Below are 16,484 nucleotides of genomic sequence, written 5' to 3'. Positions count from 1 at the left end.
CACCCGGCTATGCGCCGACGTCGCGCCTTTCCACCGCGAAAGCAGCCAGCGCCACCAGGGCCGCCGAGATAGTCCACAGCCACCCCGCCGAGGCCCAGTCCGCACCGTTGGCCACAGGGGAATTTCCATACGCCCAGTGGTAAGGGCTCAAATTCAGCAACCATTGCACATCATCGCTCTGCCGGCCGACGGCGTTGAAAACATACCCCAGCAGCCCCACCGCGGCACCGGCGGCGAGCCCGTACGTCCGGCGGCCGGTCACCGCTCCCGCGCAAAGCGCCGCGGTTCCGCTCAGGAGCGCCAGGCCGGCGAACAGCACCGCCGCGCCGAACAGGTTCTCCGGAAGGATGTCCAGCTTGGCCGGGTCATTCAGCAGCCGGACCAGTACAAAGACCAGGGCCGCGAGCAGCACCACACGCAGGACCAGGGAGAGCGCGCGTTCGAGCACCACCTGGACCCGGGTCACGCCGTGGGCGAGCGTCAACTCCAGCTGGCCGGACTCCTCGTCACCACCCACCGCGGCGGCACCCCATCCCACGGAGGCGATGGTCATCAGCAGGAACCCGATCAGGCCGAAGAGCGTGGCCTGGGTGTAGCCGGGGCCGGTGGCGATCTGGTCGTAGTTCAGCGCCTTGGTCATCTCGGCCGGGAGGGCATCGATCATGTCCTGCATTTGCGCACTCCCGCCGATTGACGGGTACAGCGGCAGGTACAGGAACGTGGCGCCGGACAGCCCGGCTCCCCACCCGAGGGTGGAGCGCCAGGAATCAAAAAACGCCCGGCGGAACAGCGGAAGCTTGGTGCTCACGTTGCTGCCTCCTGCTGGCTTGAATACATCTTCAGTACCGATTCCTCCAGATCAGGCTCCTCCAGGACAAGGTCGGTCAGCTGCAGGGACGCGAGCACCTGGACCAAGGGCTGGATGTCACCTTCCAGCGTGGCTGACACGGTGACGGTGCTGCCGGACTCAAGCACCTCCACGCGTCCGACGCCGGGCACCGCACCCAGCAGCGCGCCGGCGTCGTGCGCGTTAATTCCGTGAGCGGAAAGCCGGACGTGCCGCACGGCACCTGCCCGAAGTCCGCTCACCGACTCAACAGCGATGATCCGGCCGTCCCGCAGGATGGCAACCGTATCGGCCGTCTGCTGTACTTCGCTCAGGACGTGGGAGCTAAGGAAAATGGTCTGGCCATTGTGCTGCGCTTCCCGCACCATGGCATGGAACTCCTGCTGGATCAGCGGATCCAGGCCGCTGGTGGGCTCGTCAAGAACCAGCAGTTCCGGATCGTGCATAAATGCCTGGACCAGGCCCAGTTTTTGCTTGTTGCCCTTGGACAGCTTGCGCGTATGGCGGTCCAGGTCCAACCCCAGCCGTTCGGCCAGCGCATCTATCCGGCCCGGTGCTACCGGACCGCTGATGGCCTGATAATGGGCCAGGAGTTTCCGGCCGGTGACCCGGCCCTCGAGGAACAGCTCTCCCGGAAGGTAGCCGATCCGCCGGCGGAGTTCGGGACCGGCCGCCCGCGGGTCCTTCCCGAGGACCCTGACCTCCCCGGAAGTGGGTCGGATGATGTCCAGCAGGCAGCGCATGGTGGTGGTTTTGCCCGCACCGTTGGGGCCGATGACGCCGAACACCGAGCCGGCCTCGACCGCGAAGTCCACGCCGTGGAGCACCTCCCGGCGGCCGAATTTCTTGGTGAGGGACTTCGTGGAGATGGCGTGCGGCATGCACCCTCCCGTGTGCGGCGTTCAGCGGCTGATCACCCCAAGGGTAGGCTTGGCGGCCCGCCCTGTATATGGGGTGCCGCAGTTATTCCCAATGACGCGCGAAGCGAACAGGGCCCCCACGCCGCGACATTCCATGGCCTGCTCGCGTACCGTTGAAACCATGGCTACCGTTGACATCACAGGTGAACAGTTCGCATCGACCATCGAAGGCAATGACATTGTCCTGGTCGACTTCTGGGCTGAATGGTGCGGTCCCTGCAAGCAGTTCGGGCCCACGTACAGCGCCGTGTCGGAGAAGCACTCCGACGTCCTGTTCACGAAGGTGGACACCGAGGCCGAGCAGCAGCTCGCTGCCGAGGCCGGAATCACGTCCATCCCCACGCTGATGGCGTTCCGCGAAAAAGTCCTGGTCTTCTCGCAGCCCGGCGCCCTGAACGCCCAGCAGCTGGAGCAAGTGGTTGACGCCGTCAAGGCCCTGGACATGGACGAGGTGCACGCCCACGTGGCGCGCTCGAAGGCAGAGGCCGCGGCCGGCGAGGCCAAGGACAACTCCTAGCCCTTAAAACGCATCGACTGATCCCCACCGGCCCCCCAGCCTCGCAAGCTCGGCCAGGGAACCCTGCCGGTGTGGGCCCTCGCCCTTTAGAACGTCCAAAAGGGCCCTTACGGAGCAGTCGATGCTTAAGTGGCGGGGGGCTACAGGCGTTCCAGCTTCACGGGCTCGGCCAGCAGGGCGCTCAGGGATTCGTTGAGGTCCTGGACAGCGGTGCCCTTGGAGTGCTTCTCCAGATCCTCTTCGGACGCCCACTGCTCCGTCAGGACCAGCTTCTCTTCGGTGGCCTCGGTCAGCTCGTAGCGGATGCAGCCGGGCTCATTCACCACCTCGTCGATGGCGATTTCCAGGGCGAGCTTCACACGGAAGAACTCGCCCTCGTTGGGGATGAACGTTGCCTGCAGGTCGATGGGTGCACTCATGGATTTCACAATACCGGGCCGCAGGCTGCCGGCCGTTCCTGTTTACGCGCAGACACCAGCCTGTTGCGCTTCCCATGTGCTTTCATTGCCGGGGGCCAGTTGGTAGCGTGCCAGCATGCGCGCTTATACAGCCGGGGACACTGACGTCCCGCTGCTCGAGGAGACCATCGGCACGAACTTTGAGCGGGTGGTGGCCCAGTTTCCCTTCCACGACGCGCTGATAGAGGCCGCGGCCGTTCCCGGAGCCGACGCCCGGCGGTGGAGCTACACCAAGATGAACGACGACGTCGACCGCCTCGCGCGTGCGCTCCTCGCCTTGGGCATTGCCAAGGGAGACCGGGTGGGCATCTGGAGTCCGAACTGCGCCGAGTGGACCCTCCTGCAGTACGCTACGGCGAAGTCCGGCGCGATCCTGGTGAACGTCAACCCCGCCTACCGCAGCCACGAGCTGGAGTTCGTGGTGAAACAGAACGGCATGCGCATGCTGGTCGCGGCGCCGTCGGACCGGACCAGCGACTATGTGGGGATGGCCCGCCAGGCCCTGGCCGTCTGCCCGGACCTGCGGGAACTGGTCTTCCTGCCGGATCCGGGCGTGGACGGGCTCGACGCCGGCATCCCCCAAAGCGACGCAGAGCTGACGTACGCAGAGCTGCTCAAGCGGGCGGACGTCGTCGGGCATTCCGCACTGAGGGCGCGGATGGCAGAACTGGACCCGCACGACCCCGTCAACCTGCAATACACCTCCGGGACCACGGGCTTCCCCAAGGGCGCCACCCTGACGCACCACAACATCCTGAACAACGGCTACTCCATCGGGGAGCTGCTGGGTTACACCGAACATGACCGCGTAGTGATTCCGGTGCCGTTCTACCACTGCTTCGGCATGGTGATCGGCAACCTCGCGGCGCTCAGCCATGGCGCGGCCACCATCATTCCCGGCCGCGGGTTCAGCCCCGCGGCGGCGCTGGAGGCGGTACAGGACTTCGGCGGGACATCGCTCTACGGCGTGCCCACCATGTTCATCGCCGAACTGGCGCTTCCGGACTTCGCTTCCTACGACCTCGCCACCCTTCGCACGGGCGTCATGGCGGGATCAGTGTGCCCCATCGACGTGATGAACCGGGTGATCTCCGAGATGCACATGGTGGACGTGGCCATCTGCTACGGCATGACCGAGACCTCGCCGGTGTCCACCATGACCCGGAACGGTGACACCCTGCAGCAGCGCACCGAGACCGTGGGCCGCACTATGCCCAGGCTGGAAAGCCAGATCATCGACCCCGGCTCCGGCGACGTGCTGGAACGGGGAAGGATCGGCGAACTGTGCACCCGCGGCTATGCGGTGATGCAGGGATATTGGAACCAGCCGGACAAGACAGCGGAAGCCATCGACGCCGACGGCTGGATGCACACCGGCGACCTCGCCCGGATGGACGACGACGGCTACGTGGTGATCGAGGGCCGGATCAAGGACATGGTGATCCGCGGCGGCGAAAACATCTACCCGCGCGAGATCGAGGAGTTCCTCTACAGCCACCCCTCCATCCAGGACGTGCAGGTCATCGGGGTGCCGGACGCCAAATACGGCGAGGAACTGATGGCCTGCATCATCCTGAAGCCCGGTGCGGAGGCGCTGGACGCGGCCGCCGTGGCCGATTTCTGCCGGGGGAAGCTGGCCCACTACAAGGTCCCGCGCTACGTGGACGTCCGCGAAAGCTTCCCCATGACCGTCTCCGGGAAAGTCCGCAAAGTGGAAATGCGCGAGGAGGCTGTGGCCAGGCTGGGGCTCTGACAGGCGGGCCCCAGGCTCAGGTTGCCGCGACTGGCCCGATCTGCGCGAGCAGACCGGCAGCATCGTAGTAGCGGCGTTCCTCGATCACTTCTCCGTCAGCGTTGAACTTCGAGAAGACGGCCCCACTGTTGTCGATGGAATTTCCTGTGGCGGCAATCTCGCCCTCGGGGGAAGCCAGCGGGCCCAGATGCGTCCCGCGCAAGGTGTACTCGCCCGCTACCGTCTCGCCGTCCTGAAGAAGGGGACCCACCGTGAATCGTGCGTCCGGGAAGGCCCGCAAGAGTTCCACCATGTCCTGCTCGATGGCGTCCCGGCCCTTCAACGGCTGCGGATAGAGCGGGTCGTGAACCACCGCGTCCGCGGCGTAGGTTGCGGCGAAGGTCTTCGCATCGTGGGCGTTAACGGCCTCGACAGCCGCGGTAAATGCACTGGTCAATGGGCTTGCGTTCATGGTTTGCTCCTCGTTGTGGTTCCTGTAGTCCGCTTTCCGGGACACCTTCAGGCTCCCCCGATTGGGGGCAGCGGGGATCGGTCAGCTGACCCATTTTGTGGCCCATGCCGAAGTGTTGTAATTGAAGCGTGACGCTGGAGGAAGTAACAGCGAGAGGCCACGAGGCACTGGAAGCGGGGCAGTGGGCGCAGGCCCGGGCCGCGTTTGAGGAAGCGCTTGTGGGCACCGGTTCGGCTGACGCGCTGGCGGGCCTGGGTGACGCCCTGTTTTTCCTCGGCGAAGTTGGTGAAAGCGTCCGCTGCCGTGAGCGCGCCTATGCTGCCAGCCGCCGCGCCGGCAACGTTCCTGAGGCGGTCGACTCCGCAGTGTGGCTGTGCCTCGTCTACGGGATGTCCCTGGGCAATGAGGCAGCGGCGCGGGGCTGGCTCGCCCGCGCCGAAAGCATGGCCGACCCGGACGACGGACTGACCCAGGCCTGGGTCGATTATTGTGCCGCCCTCCTGGCCACGGATGCGCACTCATGCCGGGACCTGATCGAGCGCGCGCTGGCCACCTCGCAGGAGCTGGGCGACCCGGACCTCGCAGTCTGCGCCCTTGCCGAGCGCGGAGTCCTCCTGGTCAAGGACGGTGAAGTCCAAGCTGGGTTGCGGTGCGTGGATGAGGCAATGGCCAGCGCTTTGGGCGGCGATGGGACCACGTTCTACACCGTGGTCATGGCGAGCTGTTCGATGCTGACGGTCTGCGATCTCCTGAGCGACCTCGGGCGGGCAACCCAATGGTCGCAGGCTGCAGATGACTACATGAGGGCGTACGGATGCCCCTACCTTTATGCCCAGTGCCGGCTGGTCCACGGGCGCGTGCTCCTGCTGACGGGCCACTGGGCCGAAGCAGACGAGGAACTGCGGCGTGCCGCCGCAGGCACAAGGGGCGTTTTCCCCGGCATGTTCCACCAGGCCATCGCGAGCCTTGCCGAGCTTCGCCTGCGCCAGGGACGCTTCGACGAGGCCCGGGCATTGATAGAGGGCATCGGTACCCCGGTCGAGGCCAGCCTGGTGGCAGCGGGCCTGGCCCTCCGAAACAACGAACCGGCGGTGGCCGTTGCCCTGGCAGAACGGTGGCTTCGGTCGGAAAGCATCAACAGCGACGCCGTGGCTCCGCCGCTGCACGCGGGCGGGCAGCGGACGTCACTGGAGACGGCGGGCGCACGCAGCCTCCTGGTGGAAGCACACCTGGCAGCCGGAAATGCCCCTGCTGCCGCTGCGGCGGCTGAGTACCTTGCCGAGCTCGACGGCGGGGCAGGGGAAGTGCGGTTGCTATCCGCCCATGCCGCGCTGGCGAAGGGGCGGGTGGCCGCCGCCGAAGGCCGGCAGGAGGCCGCAACGGTCTACTTTGAGGACGCCCTCACCTGGTTCGGGCGGCTCGAGCTTCCGCTGGAGGCGGCACGCACCAGGCTGGAGCTTGCGCGGGCATTGGCCCAAGGCCAGCCCGCGCTCGCAGTCTCGGAAGCCCGCGCAGCCCTGTCAGCGCTGGACAAGCTGGGAGCATCCCATGATGCAGACGTGGCCGCGGCCCTCCTGCGGTCCTGGGGTGCCGGGGGCCGGTCCGTTCCCCGCGAGGCAGGCATCCTCACCCGCCGGGAGCAGGAGATCCTGCGCCTGCTGGTCGAGGGCTATTCGAATCCCGAAATTGCCGGGCAGCTGTTCATCAGCAGCAAGACCGTGGCACACCACGTGAGCAACGTGCTGGAGAAGCTGGGCCTACGCAACCGTGCTGAAGCCGCAGCCTACGCCGCCCGCCTGGACTCCGCCTGACCGGGCCTTGATTGCCCCGCCTTCACCGGTTTGTGCTGGGCCCGCTACTCGGGCTGGTTGCCGGCGCCGCCGTTGATGGTGAACGGCGTCGTGACCCCGTCGTACATCACGTGGGCAACGAGGCCGTCGACGGCGTGGGGAAGCGTATGGCAGTGGTCGCTCCAAATACCAGGGTTGTCGGCAACGAAGGCAATCTCATACGCCTCGCCGGGGTGGACATCGAGCGAATCGACCCACCAGGGGCTTCCCGACGCCGGCTTGCCGTCACGTGAGAGCACCAGGACATGGTGGCCGTGCAGGTGCATCGGATGCACCTCGCCCGACTCATTGGCGATCCGCATGACGACGACGTCATCCTCGCGCACGTGGAACATCGGCACGTCCGGAAAGAGCTGCCCGTTGATTGTCCAGAAGTTTCCGGGCCGGCCGTCGATCAGGCCGAGGCGGCGTCCGATCGTGTAGTCGAACGTGCGGTCCGGCGAGCGCGGATCGAAGTCGGGCGGGGCAGGGTCGCCGTACGCCAGCAGGTCCAGGGTTTCGGAGGGTTGCCGGGCAGGTGGCGCGGCGCCTGCATCTCCGGAGGCGGGATCGCCGATGGAGATGCTCCGGGCCCCGCCGACGTGCAGGCGGGCAGTGCCGTTAGCTGGGGCCTGCACGGCGACGTCCACCCGGCCGCCTGCCGGAATCAGTACCTTTCGGCCGTCGACGGCGGCGGCGCCGTTGACCTCGTGCCCATCAGTCGCGATGACCCGGAAGGGTGCGGCTGACCAGACAGCGGCAGTTCCCTGGTCGGTGTTGATGACCCGGATCCTAACGGTACTGCCGGGCTCGGCCGGCACGTGCTCGTCCTGCACGCGCCCGTTGAGGGTGTGCTGGCCGCCGTAGACGTGCAGCAGCGCGACGGCGTCGGCCCGGAACTGCTTGGCCGGCGGGTCGGCCGCTGGCAAGGCCGGTTCGATGACGACCGCGCCCAGGAGCCCGCCCTCGACCTGCTCATGTGAGACCTGGTGCGAGTGGTACCAATACGTGCCGGCGTCGTCCGCGGTGAAACGGTAGACATGGCGGCCGCCGACAGGAACAGCGTCCTGCGTGATCCCGGCAACGCCGTCAGCCGCGTTCGGCACGTCCACGCCGTGCCAGTGCAGGGTGGCCCCTGCCCGGACCGACTCGTTGACCAACATCACTTCGACGAGATCACCCTTCGTGGCGCGGATCGTAGGCCCCGGGGATGTGCCGTTCACGGTATATCCCTCCACCGGACGTCCGCCGGGGATGTCCACTGTCTGGCGGCGGGCGACGAGCTCGACGCGGACGTCAGGTGGCCGGAGCGGGTCCGCGATCAGCTCCGACACACTGACCTCACCGGCCGGGCCGGCAGCGACGGAACCAGAGCCATGGATGTGGGAGGCGTGCCCGCCACCCATATCGATCACCGAGTATTCGCCCAGCAGGGTGGAGCTCCACCCGAGCGCACCGAGGCCAAGCGCACCGGCCACCGCAACGCCGGCGGAAACGCGCCGGACGAGGTCAGGTCGCGATGGCATGGGAGGCGCGTTCCTCAGCACCGGCTGCCGCCGAGCGCCTGGCCCGCATCCCCGCGTAGACGGCGGTGAGCAGCACGGCCAGCGCGTTCGCACCGTGGACCAGGCCGAGGTAAGGCATGTCAACGATGGAGTAGCCGAGCGTGATCTGCAGCGCCACCAGGGCGAGCACAACGGCTGCCCACAGGCGTGCGCCACGCAGCCGTGCGCCGTCGGCCTTCACGAAGAACGCCACGATGAGCAGCGCGACGGCGGCCAGCGGTATGACCATCCCGCCAACGATGCCGTGGATGGGGAAGCCGAGATCGCCGATGAACGTGGCCTGCCGGCTCTCGACGAGGGCCTTGTCGATGACACCACCATCCTGGACGTACCGGCCGATGCCTCCGAGGGCGAAGGCGATCGACGCTGCCTGCACAACAACGCCGCCGGCGATGATCCAGGCGATGGCTGCGTAAATCCTGCGCATGATGTCCTCCTGTTCGTGCGGGTGCCATTCCGCGGCATCCACTCGAGCCCACCGTAGGCGCGCAGCTGACGTGCCCGGAACGTGGGTGGCCGCAGGGTAGATGGAGGCCAGCCACCATGGGAGTTGGGTGGGTACCCCCTCCCGGGAATGGCCACACAGGCGGATCATAGGACTGTGCTCCGAAGATGGGGATTGCTCGCAGCGTTGGCTCCGTTCGGAGTGGCGTCGCTCATCTACGTCGTGATCATTCGCGGGTTCGTCGCACCGGAGAACCACGGACTCAGCTGGCCGTTGCTTGGCGTGCTGCCGACGTTCGTCTTCGGCATGTGGCTGCTCACCGTTTCGTCATCCCGGGCCGCCGTGTTCATCGCGGCCGCCGCCACGGCCATGGCTGTCGGCTCGGCGTACGAGACGTTCGCGGTCCAGGATCCGGGGCTGACTGGCCAGCCGTGGTTCCCGCTCGTGAACCTGGTCGGCCTGACCGCCGATGCGGTGGCGGCGGCAGGCTTCGTCAGCATGTTCGCGAGCTTCCCGACCGGGGTGCCCGAGCATCGGTGGCAACGCATCGCCGTCGGCCTCCTGTGGGTTCCCGTGGTGGCCGCCCCGCTCTCTTTGTTCACCAGCCCGCAGGTACTGGTGCCGCAGTTTCTGGACCTCAGCGATGGCATACCGAACGCGTTCGCGGTGCCTTGGCTGGGTTGGGCGGCGCCGGCGGTCTACTGGGCCATCTACCAGTGGCCGTGGATGCCACTGGGCGTGGGCGTGCTCCTGAGCCGGGCAGTGTTCGGGGACAAGGAAGTCCGGGCACGCACCCGGGTGATGACCTGGGTGGTGATCGCCACGGTCATCAGCTACGGGCTGTGGCTGCACGGGCCGCCCAACGCCATCGTTACGGCCGCCGTGTTCGCTTCGCTCACCGCGGTCCCGCTGGCGGCCATCCACGGCATCCTCCGCCATGGCGCCTTCGATATTGCCCCCGGTGACCGCGGGCGCCTCGCGGCCCGGTCCTCCGGCCTGCTCATCACGGTCCTGTACGCGATCGGCGTCGCAACACCGGCCGTACTGCTGGCCGACCGCCTCACGATTATCGGCGCCGCTCTCCTGACAACGGTTCACGCCGTGTGCCTCTTGCCGGTCCGGGGATGGCTGCAGCGGTGGATCCACCGCTCTGTCTTTGGGGACCGGGACAGGCAGCTGATGCTGCTCAGCGAGCTCGGTTCCCGCTTGGAGCAGTCCGTGGAGCCCGGTGAGCTGATGGCCCGCCTGGCGGTGGCCGTGCGTGATGGCCTCGATGCATCCTGGGTCCGCATTTTCCTCGCAGGTCCTGACGGCAGGTTCGTGGCATCGCCCACGGGTGTGGCCGGTGATGTGAAGGGGGAAGCTGTTGCCTCCTGCGACCTTGAGCGGGCGAATGAGGCACTGGGCCGGATCGAGCTGGGGCCGCGCCGGCGCGGTGACTACAGCGACGCCGAACGGGCCTTGCTCCGTACGGTCGCCGGCCAGGCTGCGGAGTCAGTGGCGAACGTGCGCCTGAGCGCCCAGCTCGCTGAGCAGCTTCAGGAGCTGAGTGCGTCGAGGGAGCGGCTCGTCGCCGCGCAGGATGACGAACGCAAGCGCCTCGAACGGGACCTGCACGACGGGATCCAGCAGAACGTGGTCGCACAGATCGCCGGGCTTCGCCTCGCCCGGAACCGGTTGCAGCGCGGTGAGCTTACCGCCGTCGAACTCGCTGACCTCCAGGACCAGGCCCGGGAGACGCTCACCGACCTGCGCGAACTCGCCCATGGGATCCACCCGCCCGTCTTGAGCGATAACGGCCTCGTAGCGGCCATCGAGTCCAGCGCGGCCAGGTTCCCCATCCCGCTGACGGTCGACGCTGACGAGGGCATCCGTGCCGAGCGGTTCCCTGAGGAAGTGGAAACGACGGCGTACTACGTGGTCCGGGAGGCGCTGGCCAACACCGCAAAGCACGCGCAGGCGAGCCATGCCTCCGTGGGCCTCGCCCGGAAGGACGGGCACCTGCGGATTGCGATCACCGACAACGGCTGCGGCATAGGCGCCCTCGTGCCCGGGTCCCGCGGCGGCCTGGCCAATATCCGTGACCGCGTGGCGGCGCTGCGGGGAACGGTGGACGTCTCGGGCCGCGACCCGTCGGGCACCACCGTGCTGGTTGACCTCCCTGTGGAGCGCAAAGGGGAGAACATTGGATGACCCCGGGGTGCTGCGGGTGGTCATCGCCGAGGACAACTACCTCGTCCGCGAGGGGCTGCGCCGTTTGCTCGAGGACTCCGGCGAAATAGACGTTGTGGCCTGTACGGGCAACGCAACGGAGTTGATCGACGCTGTGCGCCGGTTCTCGCCCGATGCGGTGCTCACCGACATCCGGATGCCGCCCGGCCATCACATGGAGGGCATTGAGGCTGCCCGCGCCATACGCGCCGCGCACCCGGAGACGGGCGTGGTGGTGCTGTCACAGCACGCCGACCAGAGCTACGCGCTGGCGCTGTTCGCTGACGGTTCGGCAGGCCTCGGCTACTTGCTCAAGGACCGCATCGGCGACCTGGAGGACCTCGTGCACGCGCTCCGCGAAGTGCGGGCGGGTGGTTCGGTCATCGATCCGCAGATCGTCGATACGCTGGTGCGCCGCCGCAGCGCCGGTGCAGCCAACCCGCTTTCGGACCTGTCGCCCCGGGAACTGGACGTCCTGCGGGAGATGGCACAAGGCAGGACAAACGCGGGTATCGAACAGTCGCTGTACCTGTCCTCCTCCACGGTCGAGAAGCATGTCAATTCGATCTTTACCAAGCTGCGCCTTCCTGCAACTGGCGTGCACCGTCGCGTGGCAGCAGTGCTCGCCTTCCTCCAGCGCAACGGCAACGAGGCATCGGCCGAAGAAGACGGACAGAACCACCCGCTCAGCTGATGTTGCGGTTGATGGCCCGGACACCAACCACCAGCCCGACGGCGGCCGTCACCGATGCGGCGAGCAAGCCCAGGAGCGTGTTGGTCCCGACGTTGCCGGCGAACAGCTCCCGCTCAGCGTTGACCAGGTAGGTCAGCGGGTTGAACAGGCTCGCAGTCTGCATCCACCCCGGTCCGGCCTCAATGGGCAGCATGATGCCGGAGAGGATCATCAGCGGGAACAGCAACGTCTGCTGCACGCCCCAGAAGATCCACTCCTTGTTCTGGGACACGAGCGCCAAGGCGTAGGAGAGCGCGCCGAGCCCGATGCCGAAGATCCCCAGGATGACCAGTCCTGCCAGCACATGCACCGGGTAGAAGACGAAGCCGAACGGGATGCAGACCAGGGCGATGAGCAGCCCCTGCACCACCAGCGGCGCCCACTCTTTCAGGGCACGCCCGATCATCAGCGAGGAACGGGACAGCGGCGTTGCCAGGATCCGCTCGTACGAACCGGTCATGAGCTCGTACTGCAGGTTCGAACCGGTCATGGATGTGCCGAACAGGGCAATCATCACCACCACCCCGGGCAGGAACCACTGAAGCGTGGACTGCCCGCCGAACGCCGGCGCGCCCACGGCAGCGCCGAGCAGCGGGCCGAAAAGGCCCAGGAACACGAGCGGCTGGATCAGCGAAAAGATCAGCGAGAACGGGTCCCGCAGCGGCAGCAGCATCTCGCGCCAGAAAACGTACTTCGTATCCCTCAGAACCTGGCTGAGGCTGGGCTTCCTCAGGACTTCCGGAGTGGTTTGCGCACTCATCAGCGGTTGGCTCCTTCCCGCAGGTTGCGCCCGGTCAGTTCCAGGAACACGTCATCCAGCGTCGGCGGCTTCAGCTCCAGCGACTGGGCGGGAGCGCCGGCGTCGTTCATCTCCTTCAGCAACGCGGGCGCCAGCCGCGCGCCTTCGGTGAGCCGGAGGCGGAAGCGGACAACGCCGTCGTACGTGTTTTCATTGACCTCCCCGCCCGCAGCGGCCCGGCCCAGCAGCCCGCGCACTCCGGGAGCCGCTTCCGCCGCCACTTCCACAGCCAGCAGGTCACCGGCGAGATTGGCCTTTAGCCGGGCCGCCGTGTCATCGGCGATGATCCGGCCGTGGTCGATCACGATTACGCGCTCGGACATCAAATCGGCTTCGTCCATGTAGTGGGTGGTCAGCACGATGGTGGTGCCGTGTTCGGCGCGCATCCGCATGATGTGCTCCCACAGGTTGGCCCGGTTCTGCGGATCCATACCGGTGGACGGTTCGTCCAGGAAGAGCAGCCTCGGCGAATGCATCAGGCCCAGCGCCACGTCCATCCGCCGCCGCTGGCCGCCGGACAGCTTGATGACCGTACGCTTGGCGAGATCGGTGAGGTCCAGGGACTTCAGCAGTTCCTGCGCCCGGGCGTTGGCGTCTGTGGTGTTCATGCCGTAGAAGCGGCCCTGCATCACCATTTCGTCGATCACCCGGAAGCTGTGGCCACCGCCGTTGCCCTGGCCGATGTAACCAATCCTGGACCGCACTCCGGCAGGGTCCTCGGCGACGTCCACCCCTGCCACGGTTGCCGTCCCGGACGTGGGCCGCAGCAGTGTGGTCAGCATCCGCAGGGTAGTGGACTTGCCGGCGCCGTTCGGGCCGAGGAACGCGACGAGTTCGCCGGGCGCAACGTCGATGTCGACGCCCTTGACTGCTTCCACGGTCTCCTTTTTGACGGTGAAAGTCTTTGTCAGTTTGTCAGTGTGGATCATGGGTGACTCCAGAGAATGCGGGATTCCAGGGCTCTGGTGCGGGCTCCATGGCGCCACGCTATACCCAAGGGCCCGCGAGCGTCCACGGAAAAAGGCTCAGTGCCCGCGGTGGTCCTGGATGGTCATCCGCGGCCCGAACGTGGGTTTGCGGAAGCCGCTCAGCCCGATCATCCTCACCACCCGCTGGCGGTGCCCCTTCCACGGCTCAAGCAGCGCCAGCATGCCCGCATCATCGGTCCGGCGGCCGGTGAGCGCGGCGCCCACGTAGGCCGCGAGGTGGTAGTCGCCCACGGCGATCGAGTCCGGGCAGCCGTGGGTCCGCTGCACCACCTCGGCCGCGGTCCAGACCCCGATGCCGGGTATGACCTGCATCTTTGCCGCCGCTTCCGTGGCCGGCAGCGCTGCAAGCCGTTCAAGTGCGACGGCGGAGCGCAGCGCACGCATCACGGTTGCGGAACGCTGTGGTCCAACGCCGGCATTGTGCCACTCCCAGGACGGGATGCGCAGCCACTGTTCCGCGGTGGGCTGGACACGAAGCCCTTCCGGGGCGGCCATTCCGGCAGCCGGTGCCGCCGACCCGAAGCGGTACATCAGGTACCGGTAGCCGCGGCGGGCCTCTATGACGGTGACCTTCTGTTCAAGGATCGTGGGCACCAGGGCATCCATCATCCGGCCGGTGGAGGGCAGCCGGACAGCAAGGTTCCGACGGCGGGCCTCGCGGACCATCCGAGGGAGCGATGCGTGGAAGGCAGGCTCGTCAAAGGCCGACCAGTCATCCCCGGAGCCCAGGAGGCGGGGCACCCCGGCGAGTCCGGCCGCAGAACCCGGCCCCCATGCCAAGGCATCGACAGCGCCGTCCGCCGCAGTGCTGAGACGCAGCGTGACTGGGCCGTCCGGCGTCGTAAACGCCGTCCAGAACCCGTCCGGCCGGGAGGAAAACGACGGATCCCCGGTGCCGCGCAGGAGGATGCCGAGCGTCTGCAGCAGGCTGTATGGCCTGTCCGGATGCCACCGCAGGGAAGAGTCCGCGGCGGCGGCCAGCCGGGCGGGGGCATCTGCGATGGTCATGGTTTCATCGTCCCACGGCTGGCTGACAATGCCGGTTCCGGAGCCCCCTTACGGGCCACGGATGCCGGGACTAGACTCCATCGTGTGGCGCGGAGCGTCCGCGCCTTCCCCTGGCATCCAAAGGAGCATGCAATGGCTGGAGTTGTGCATTTCGAGATCCCGACCGATGACAAGGAACGCGCCAACACCTTCTACCAAAGCGCGTTCGGTTGGAACCTGACCCCCATGCAGGAGATGGATTACACCATCGCCATCACCACGCCGTCGGACGAACAGACAGGCATGCCAAGCGCGCCCGGGGCCATCAACGGAGCCCTGTTCCCCCGCACGGACAACCTCAGGACGCCCGTCCTTACCATCGATGTGGAAGACGTTGACGCCGCACTGGCACAGGTCGAATCCGCCGGTGGTTCGGTGACCCAGGCCAAGGACGCCGTTCCCGGAATGGGTTATTACGCCTACTTCAAGGACACCGAAGGCAACATCATGGGCCTTTGGCAGACAGATTCCTCGGCAGGGAGCTGACCGCGGAGCAAGGCCCGTCACGGGAGACGGTAACTTTGTACCTATGAAGTACGCCCAGTCCATCCTGGACCTCATCGGCAAGACCCCCCTCATCAAGCTCAACCACGTCACTGACGGCATCCAAGCCACAGTCCTGGTCAAGCTGGAGTACCTGAACCCCGGCGGATCCATCAAGGACCGCATCGCGGCCAAGATGATCGAGGAGGCCGAGCGGGAAGGCAAACTGCTCCCGGGAGGGACGATTGTAGAACCGACGTCCGGCAACACAGGGGTGGGCCTGGCCCTGGTTGCCCAGCAAAAGGGCTACAAGTGCATTTTTGTGGTGCCGGACAAGGTGGGCGAGGACAAACGGGCCGTCCTTCAGGCCTACGGCGCCGAGGTGGTAGTGACCCCCACCGCCGTCGCCCCTGACAGCCCGCAGAGCTATTACAGCGTCTCGGACAGGATCGTCTCGGAGACCCCTGGCGCCTACAAGCCGGACCAGTTCTCCAACCCGGCGGCCCCCGGCAGCCACTATGAGACCACCGGCCCGGAGATCTGGCAGGACACCGACGGAAAGGTCACGCACTGCGTGATCGGCGCCGGCACCGGCGGCACCATCACCGGCACCGGACGGTACCTCAAGGAGGTCTCTGCGGAGCGCGCGGAGTCCGACGGCGGCCGGGTCAGGATCATCGGGGCGGACCCCGAAGGTTCGGTCTACTCCGGCGGGACCGGTCGGCCGTACTTCGTTGAGGGCGTGGGCGAGGACATGTGGCCGGCGAACTATGACAAGTCCGTGCCGGATGAGGTCATCGCCGTGAGCGACGCCGACTCCTTCGCCATGACGCGCAGGCTGGCCCGTGAGGAAGGCCTGCTGGTGGGCGGCTCGTCAGGGATGGCCGTGGTGGCTGCGCTGAAGACCGCCAGGGACCTTCCGGAAAGTGCCGTTGTGGTGGTCATCCTGCCCGACTCCGGCCGCGGCTACCTCGCCAAGATCTTCAACGACCAGTGGATGCGGTCCTACGGCTTCCTCTCGGGCGGCGAGGAAGCGTCGGTGGGCGAGGTGATCAAGTCCAAGACCGGTGAACTTCCGGACCTGGTGCACATCCACCCGAACGAGACCGTCCGCGACGTCATCACCATCATGAACGAGTTCGGCGTCAGCCACATCCCGGTCCTCTCCCAGGAGCCTCCCGTGGTGATGGGCGAAGTCCTGGGCGCCGTGGACGAACGGACCCTGACCTCCAAGCTGTTCCGCGGCGAGGCAAAGCTGACGGATAAGATCTCCGAACACATGGGCCCGAAACTTCCCATCATCGGCTCGCTGGAAACCATCTCTGCGGCCCGCGCGCTGCTGTCCGATGTGGACACGGTGATGGTGACGTTCGTCGGGGCGCCCGTGGGCATCCTGACCCGGCACGACCTCCTCGCGTACCTCAGCAACTAACTCCA

16 protein-coding genes are annotated in these 16,484 nt (G+C 66.9%); 7 read left to right on the top strand and 9 right to left on the bottom strand.

Annotated elements, in window-relative coordinates; genetic code table 11:
* Positions 1 to 7: 7 nt before the first annotated feature.
* Together ACLKOZ_RS17340 and ACLKOZ_RS17335 are read right to left on the bottom strand one after the other, a co-directional pair.
* Positions 8 to 808, bottom strand: a complete 801-nt coding sequence (locus ACLKOZ_RS17340) for an ABC transporter permease subunit (RefSeq protein ID WP_436476881.1) — start codon at positions 806 to 808, stop codon at positions 8 to 10.
* Entirely contained in the window at positions 805 to 1,728 is a 924-nt protein-coding gene (locus tag ACLKOZ_RS17335) for an ATP-binding cassette domain-containing protein (RefSeq protein WP_436476879.1), read from the bottom strand. Before ACLKOZ_RS17335 ends, ACLKOZ_RS17340 begins: the two co-directional genes overlap by 4 nt.
* Positions 1,729 to 1,888: 160 nt before the next feature.
* Here ACLKOZ_RS17335 and trxA point away from each other — a divergent pair, with 160 nt between their 5' ends.
* A complete protein-coding gene (gene trxA, locus ACLKOZ_RS17330; protein WP_337346767.1) occupies positions 1,889 to 2,284 on the top strand; it encodes a thioredoxin in 396 nt (131 codons plus the stop codon).
* Positions 2,285 to 2,424: 140 nt separating this feature from the next.
* Here trxA and ACLKOZ_RS17325 read toward each other — a convergent pair whose 3' ends face one another.
* A complete protein-coding gene (locus tag ACLKOZ_RS17325; protein ID WP_337346768.1) occupies positions 2,425 to 2,703 on the bottom strand; it encodes a putative quinol monooxygenase in 279 nt (92 codons plus the stop codon).
* A gap of 115 nt (positions 2,704 to 2,818) precedes the next feature.
* Between ACLKOZ_RS17325 and ACLKOZ_RS17320 the strand changes: the two genes are divergently transcribed.
* Positions 2,819 to 4,495, top strand: coding sequence for an AMP-binding protein (locus ACLKOZ_RS17320; protein ID WP_436476876.1), 1,677 nt, complete (start codon positions 2,819 to 2,821; stop codon positions 4,493 to 4,495).
* Positions 4,496 to 4,511: 16 nt separating this feature from the next.
* Here ACLKOZ_RS17320 and ACLKOZ_RS17315 read toward each other — a convergent pair whose 3' ends face one another.
* A complete protein-coding gene (locus tag ACLKOZ_RS17315) occupies positions 4,512 to 4,946 on the bottom strand; it encodes an ester cyclase (protein WP_436476874.1) in 435 nt (144 codons plus the stop codon).
* Between the two features lie 128 nt (positions 4,947 to 5,074).
* Between ACLKOZ_RS17315 and ACLKOZ_RS17310 the strand changes: the two genes are divergently transcribed.
* Positions 5,075 to 6,757: a LuxR C-terminal-related transcriptional regulator gene (locus tag ACLKOZ_RS17310; protein WP_436476872.1), complete on the top strand. Its 1,683-nt coding sequence runs from the start codon at positions 5,075 to 5,077 to the stop codon at positions 6,755 to 6,757.
* A 44-nt stretch (positions 6,758 to 6,801) separates the two neighbouring features.
* Here ACLKOZ_RS17310 and ACLKOZ_RS17305 read toward each other — a convergent pair whose 3' ends face one another.
* A complete protein-coding gene (locus tag ACLKOZ_RS17305) occupies positions 6,802 to 8,301 on the bottom strand; it encodes a multicopper oxidase family protein (RefSeq protein WP_436476870.1) in 1,500 nt (499 codons plus the stop codon).
* Entirely contained in the window at positions 8,285 to 8,767 is a 483-nt protein-coding gene (locus ACLKOZ_RS17300) for a hypothetical protein (protein WP_337350792.1), read from the bottom strand. Before ACLKOZ_RS17300 ends, ACLKOZ_RS17305 begins: the two co-directional genes overlap by 17 nt.
* 192 nt (positions 8,768 to 8,959) lie before the next feature.
* Between ACLKOZ_RS17300 and ACLKOZ_RS17295 the strand changes: the two genes are divergently transcribed.
* Positions 8,960 to 10,978 (top strand): ATP-binding protein, encoded by a 2,019-nt coding sequence (locus ACLKOZ_RS17295; RefSeq protein ID WP_436476868.1) that lies wholly within the window; start codon positions 8,960 to 8,962, stop codon positions 10,976 to 10,978.
* Positions 10,971 to 11,690, top strand: a complete 720-nt coding sequence (locus ACLKOZ_RS17290) for a response regulator (RefSeq protein ID WP_436476866.1) — start codon at positions 10,971 to 10,973, stop codon at positions 11,688 to 11,690. Before ACLKOZ_RS17295 ends, ACLKOZ_RS17290 begins: the two co-directional genes overlap by 8 nt.
* On the opposite strand, the gene ACLKOZ_RS17285 is transcribed toward ACLKOZ_RS17290, so the two are convergent.
* The 3 genes from ACLKOZ_RS17285 to ACLKOZ_RS17275 all read right to left on the bottom strand — a co-directional run bounded on the left by ACLKOZ_RS17285 (position 11,683) and on the right by ACLKOZ_RS17275 (position 14,525).
* The gene (locus ACLKOZ_RS17285) at positions 11,683 to 12,489 is read right to left on the bottom strand and encodes an ABC transporter permease (RefSeq protein WP_436476864.1); all 807 of its coding nucleotides are present in this window, start codon (positions 12,487 to 12,489) and stop codon (positions 11,683 to 11,685) included. The genes ACLKOZ_RS17290 and ACLKOZ_RS17285 overlap by 8 nt on opposite strands.
* Positions 12,489 to 13,457 carry an ATP-binding cassette domain-containing protein gene (locus ACLKOZ_RS17280; RefSeq protein WP_436476863.1) on the bottom strand — a complete coding sequence of 323 codons (969 nt, stop codon included), beginning with the start codon at positions 13,455 to 13,457 and terminating at the stop codon, positions 12,489 to 12,491. Before ACLKOZ_RS17280 ends, ACLKOZ_RS17285 begins: the two co-directional genes overlap by 1 nt.
* 96 nt (positions 13,458 to 13,553) lie before the next feature.
* Positions 13,554 to 14,525 carry a DNA-3-methyladenine glycosylase family protein gene (locus ACLKOZ_RS17275; RefSeq protein WP_436476861.1) on the bottom strand — a complete coding sequence of 324 codons (972 nt, stop codon included), beginning with the start codon at positions 14,523 to 14,525 and terminating at the stop codon, positions 13,554 to 13,556.
* 132 nt (positions 14,526 to 14,657) lie between these two features.
* Between ACLKOZ_RS17275 and ACLKOZ_RS17270 the strand changes: the two genes are divergently transcribed.
* Complete coding sequence (locus ACLKOZ_RS17270) at positions 14,658 to 15,050, top strand: VOC family protein (RefSeq protein ID WP_337350798.1); 393 nt, start codon at positions 14,658 to 14,660, stop codon at positions 15,048 to 15,050.
* Between the two features lie 43 nt (positions 15,051 to 15,093).
* Positions 15,094 to 16,479: a cystathionine beta-synthase gene (locus ACLKOZ_RS17265; RefSeq protein WP_436476859.1), complete on the top strand. Its 1,386-nt coding sequence runs from the start codon at positions 15,094 to 15,096 to the stop codon at positions 16,477 to 16,479.
* The last annotated feature ends 5 nt before the right edge of the window (positions 16,480 to 16,484 follow it).

The sequence above is a fragment of the Arthrobacter sp. R4 genome (assembly GCF_051365025.1).
GTDB lineage: Bacteria > Actinomycetota > Actinomycetes > Actinomycetales > Micrococcaceae > Arthrobacter.
The sequence above is the reverse complement of the archived record's forward strand: the minus strand, read 5'-3'. Positions and strand labels throughout refer to the sequence as shown.

Bases quoted from the DNA above. Each gene is read 5' to 3' on its own strand.
- ACLKOZ_RS17335 (WP_436476879.1), bottom strand. From the start codon at position 1,728: ATGCCGCACGCCATCTCCACGAAGTCCCTCACCAAGAAATTCGGCCGC.
- trxA (WP_337346767.1), top strand. From the start codon at position 1,889: ATGGCTACCGTTGACATCACAGGTGAACAGTTCGCATCGACCATCGAA.
- ACLKOZ_RS17325 (WP_337346768.1), bottom strand. From the start codon at position 2,703: ATGAGTGCACCCATCGACCTGCAGGCAACGTTCATCCCCAACGAGGGC.
- ACLKOZ_RS17320 (WP_436476876.1), top strand. From the start codon at position 2,819: ATGCGCGCTTATACAGCCGGGGACACTGACGTCCCGCTGCTCGAGGAG.
- ACLKOZ_RS17315 (WP_436476874.1), bottom strand. From the start codon at position 4,946: ATGAACGCAAGCCCATTGACCAGTGCATTTACCGCGGCTGTCGAGGCC.
- ACLKOZ_RS17305 (WP_436476870.1), bottom strand. From the start codon at position 8,301: ATGCCATCGCGACCTGACCTCGTCCGGCGCGTTTCCGCCGGCGTTGCG.
- ACLKOZ_RS17300 (WP_337350792.1), bottom strand. From the start codon at position 8,767: ATGCGCAGGATTTACGCAGCCATCGCCTGGATCATCGCCGGCGGCGTT.
- ACLKOZ_RS17285 (WP_436476864.1), bottom strand. From the start codon at position 12,489: ATGAGTGCGCAAACCACTCCGGAAGTCCTGAGGAAGCCCAGCCTCAGC.
- ACLKOZ_RS17280 (WP_436476863.1), bottom strand. From the start codon at position 13,457: ATGATCCACACTGACAAACTGACAAAGACTTTCACCGTCAAAAAGGAG.
- ACLKOZ_RS17275 (WP_436476861.1), bottom strand. From the start codon at position 14,525: ATGACCATCGCAGATGCCCCCGCCCGGCTGGCCGCCGCCGCGGACTCT.
- ACLKOZ_RS17270 (WP_337350798.1), top strand. From the start codon at position 14,658: ATGGCTGGAGTTGTGCATTTCGAGATCCCGACCGATGACAAGGAACGC.
- ACLKOZ_RS17265 (WP_436476859.1), top strand. From the start codon at position 15,094: ATGAAGTACGCCCAGTCCATCCTGGACCTCATCGGCAAGACCCCCCTC.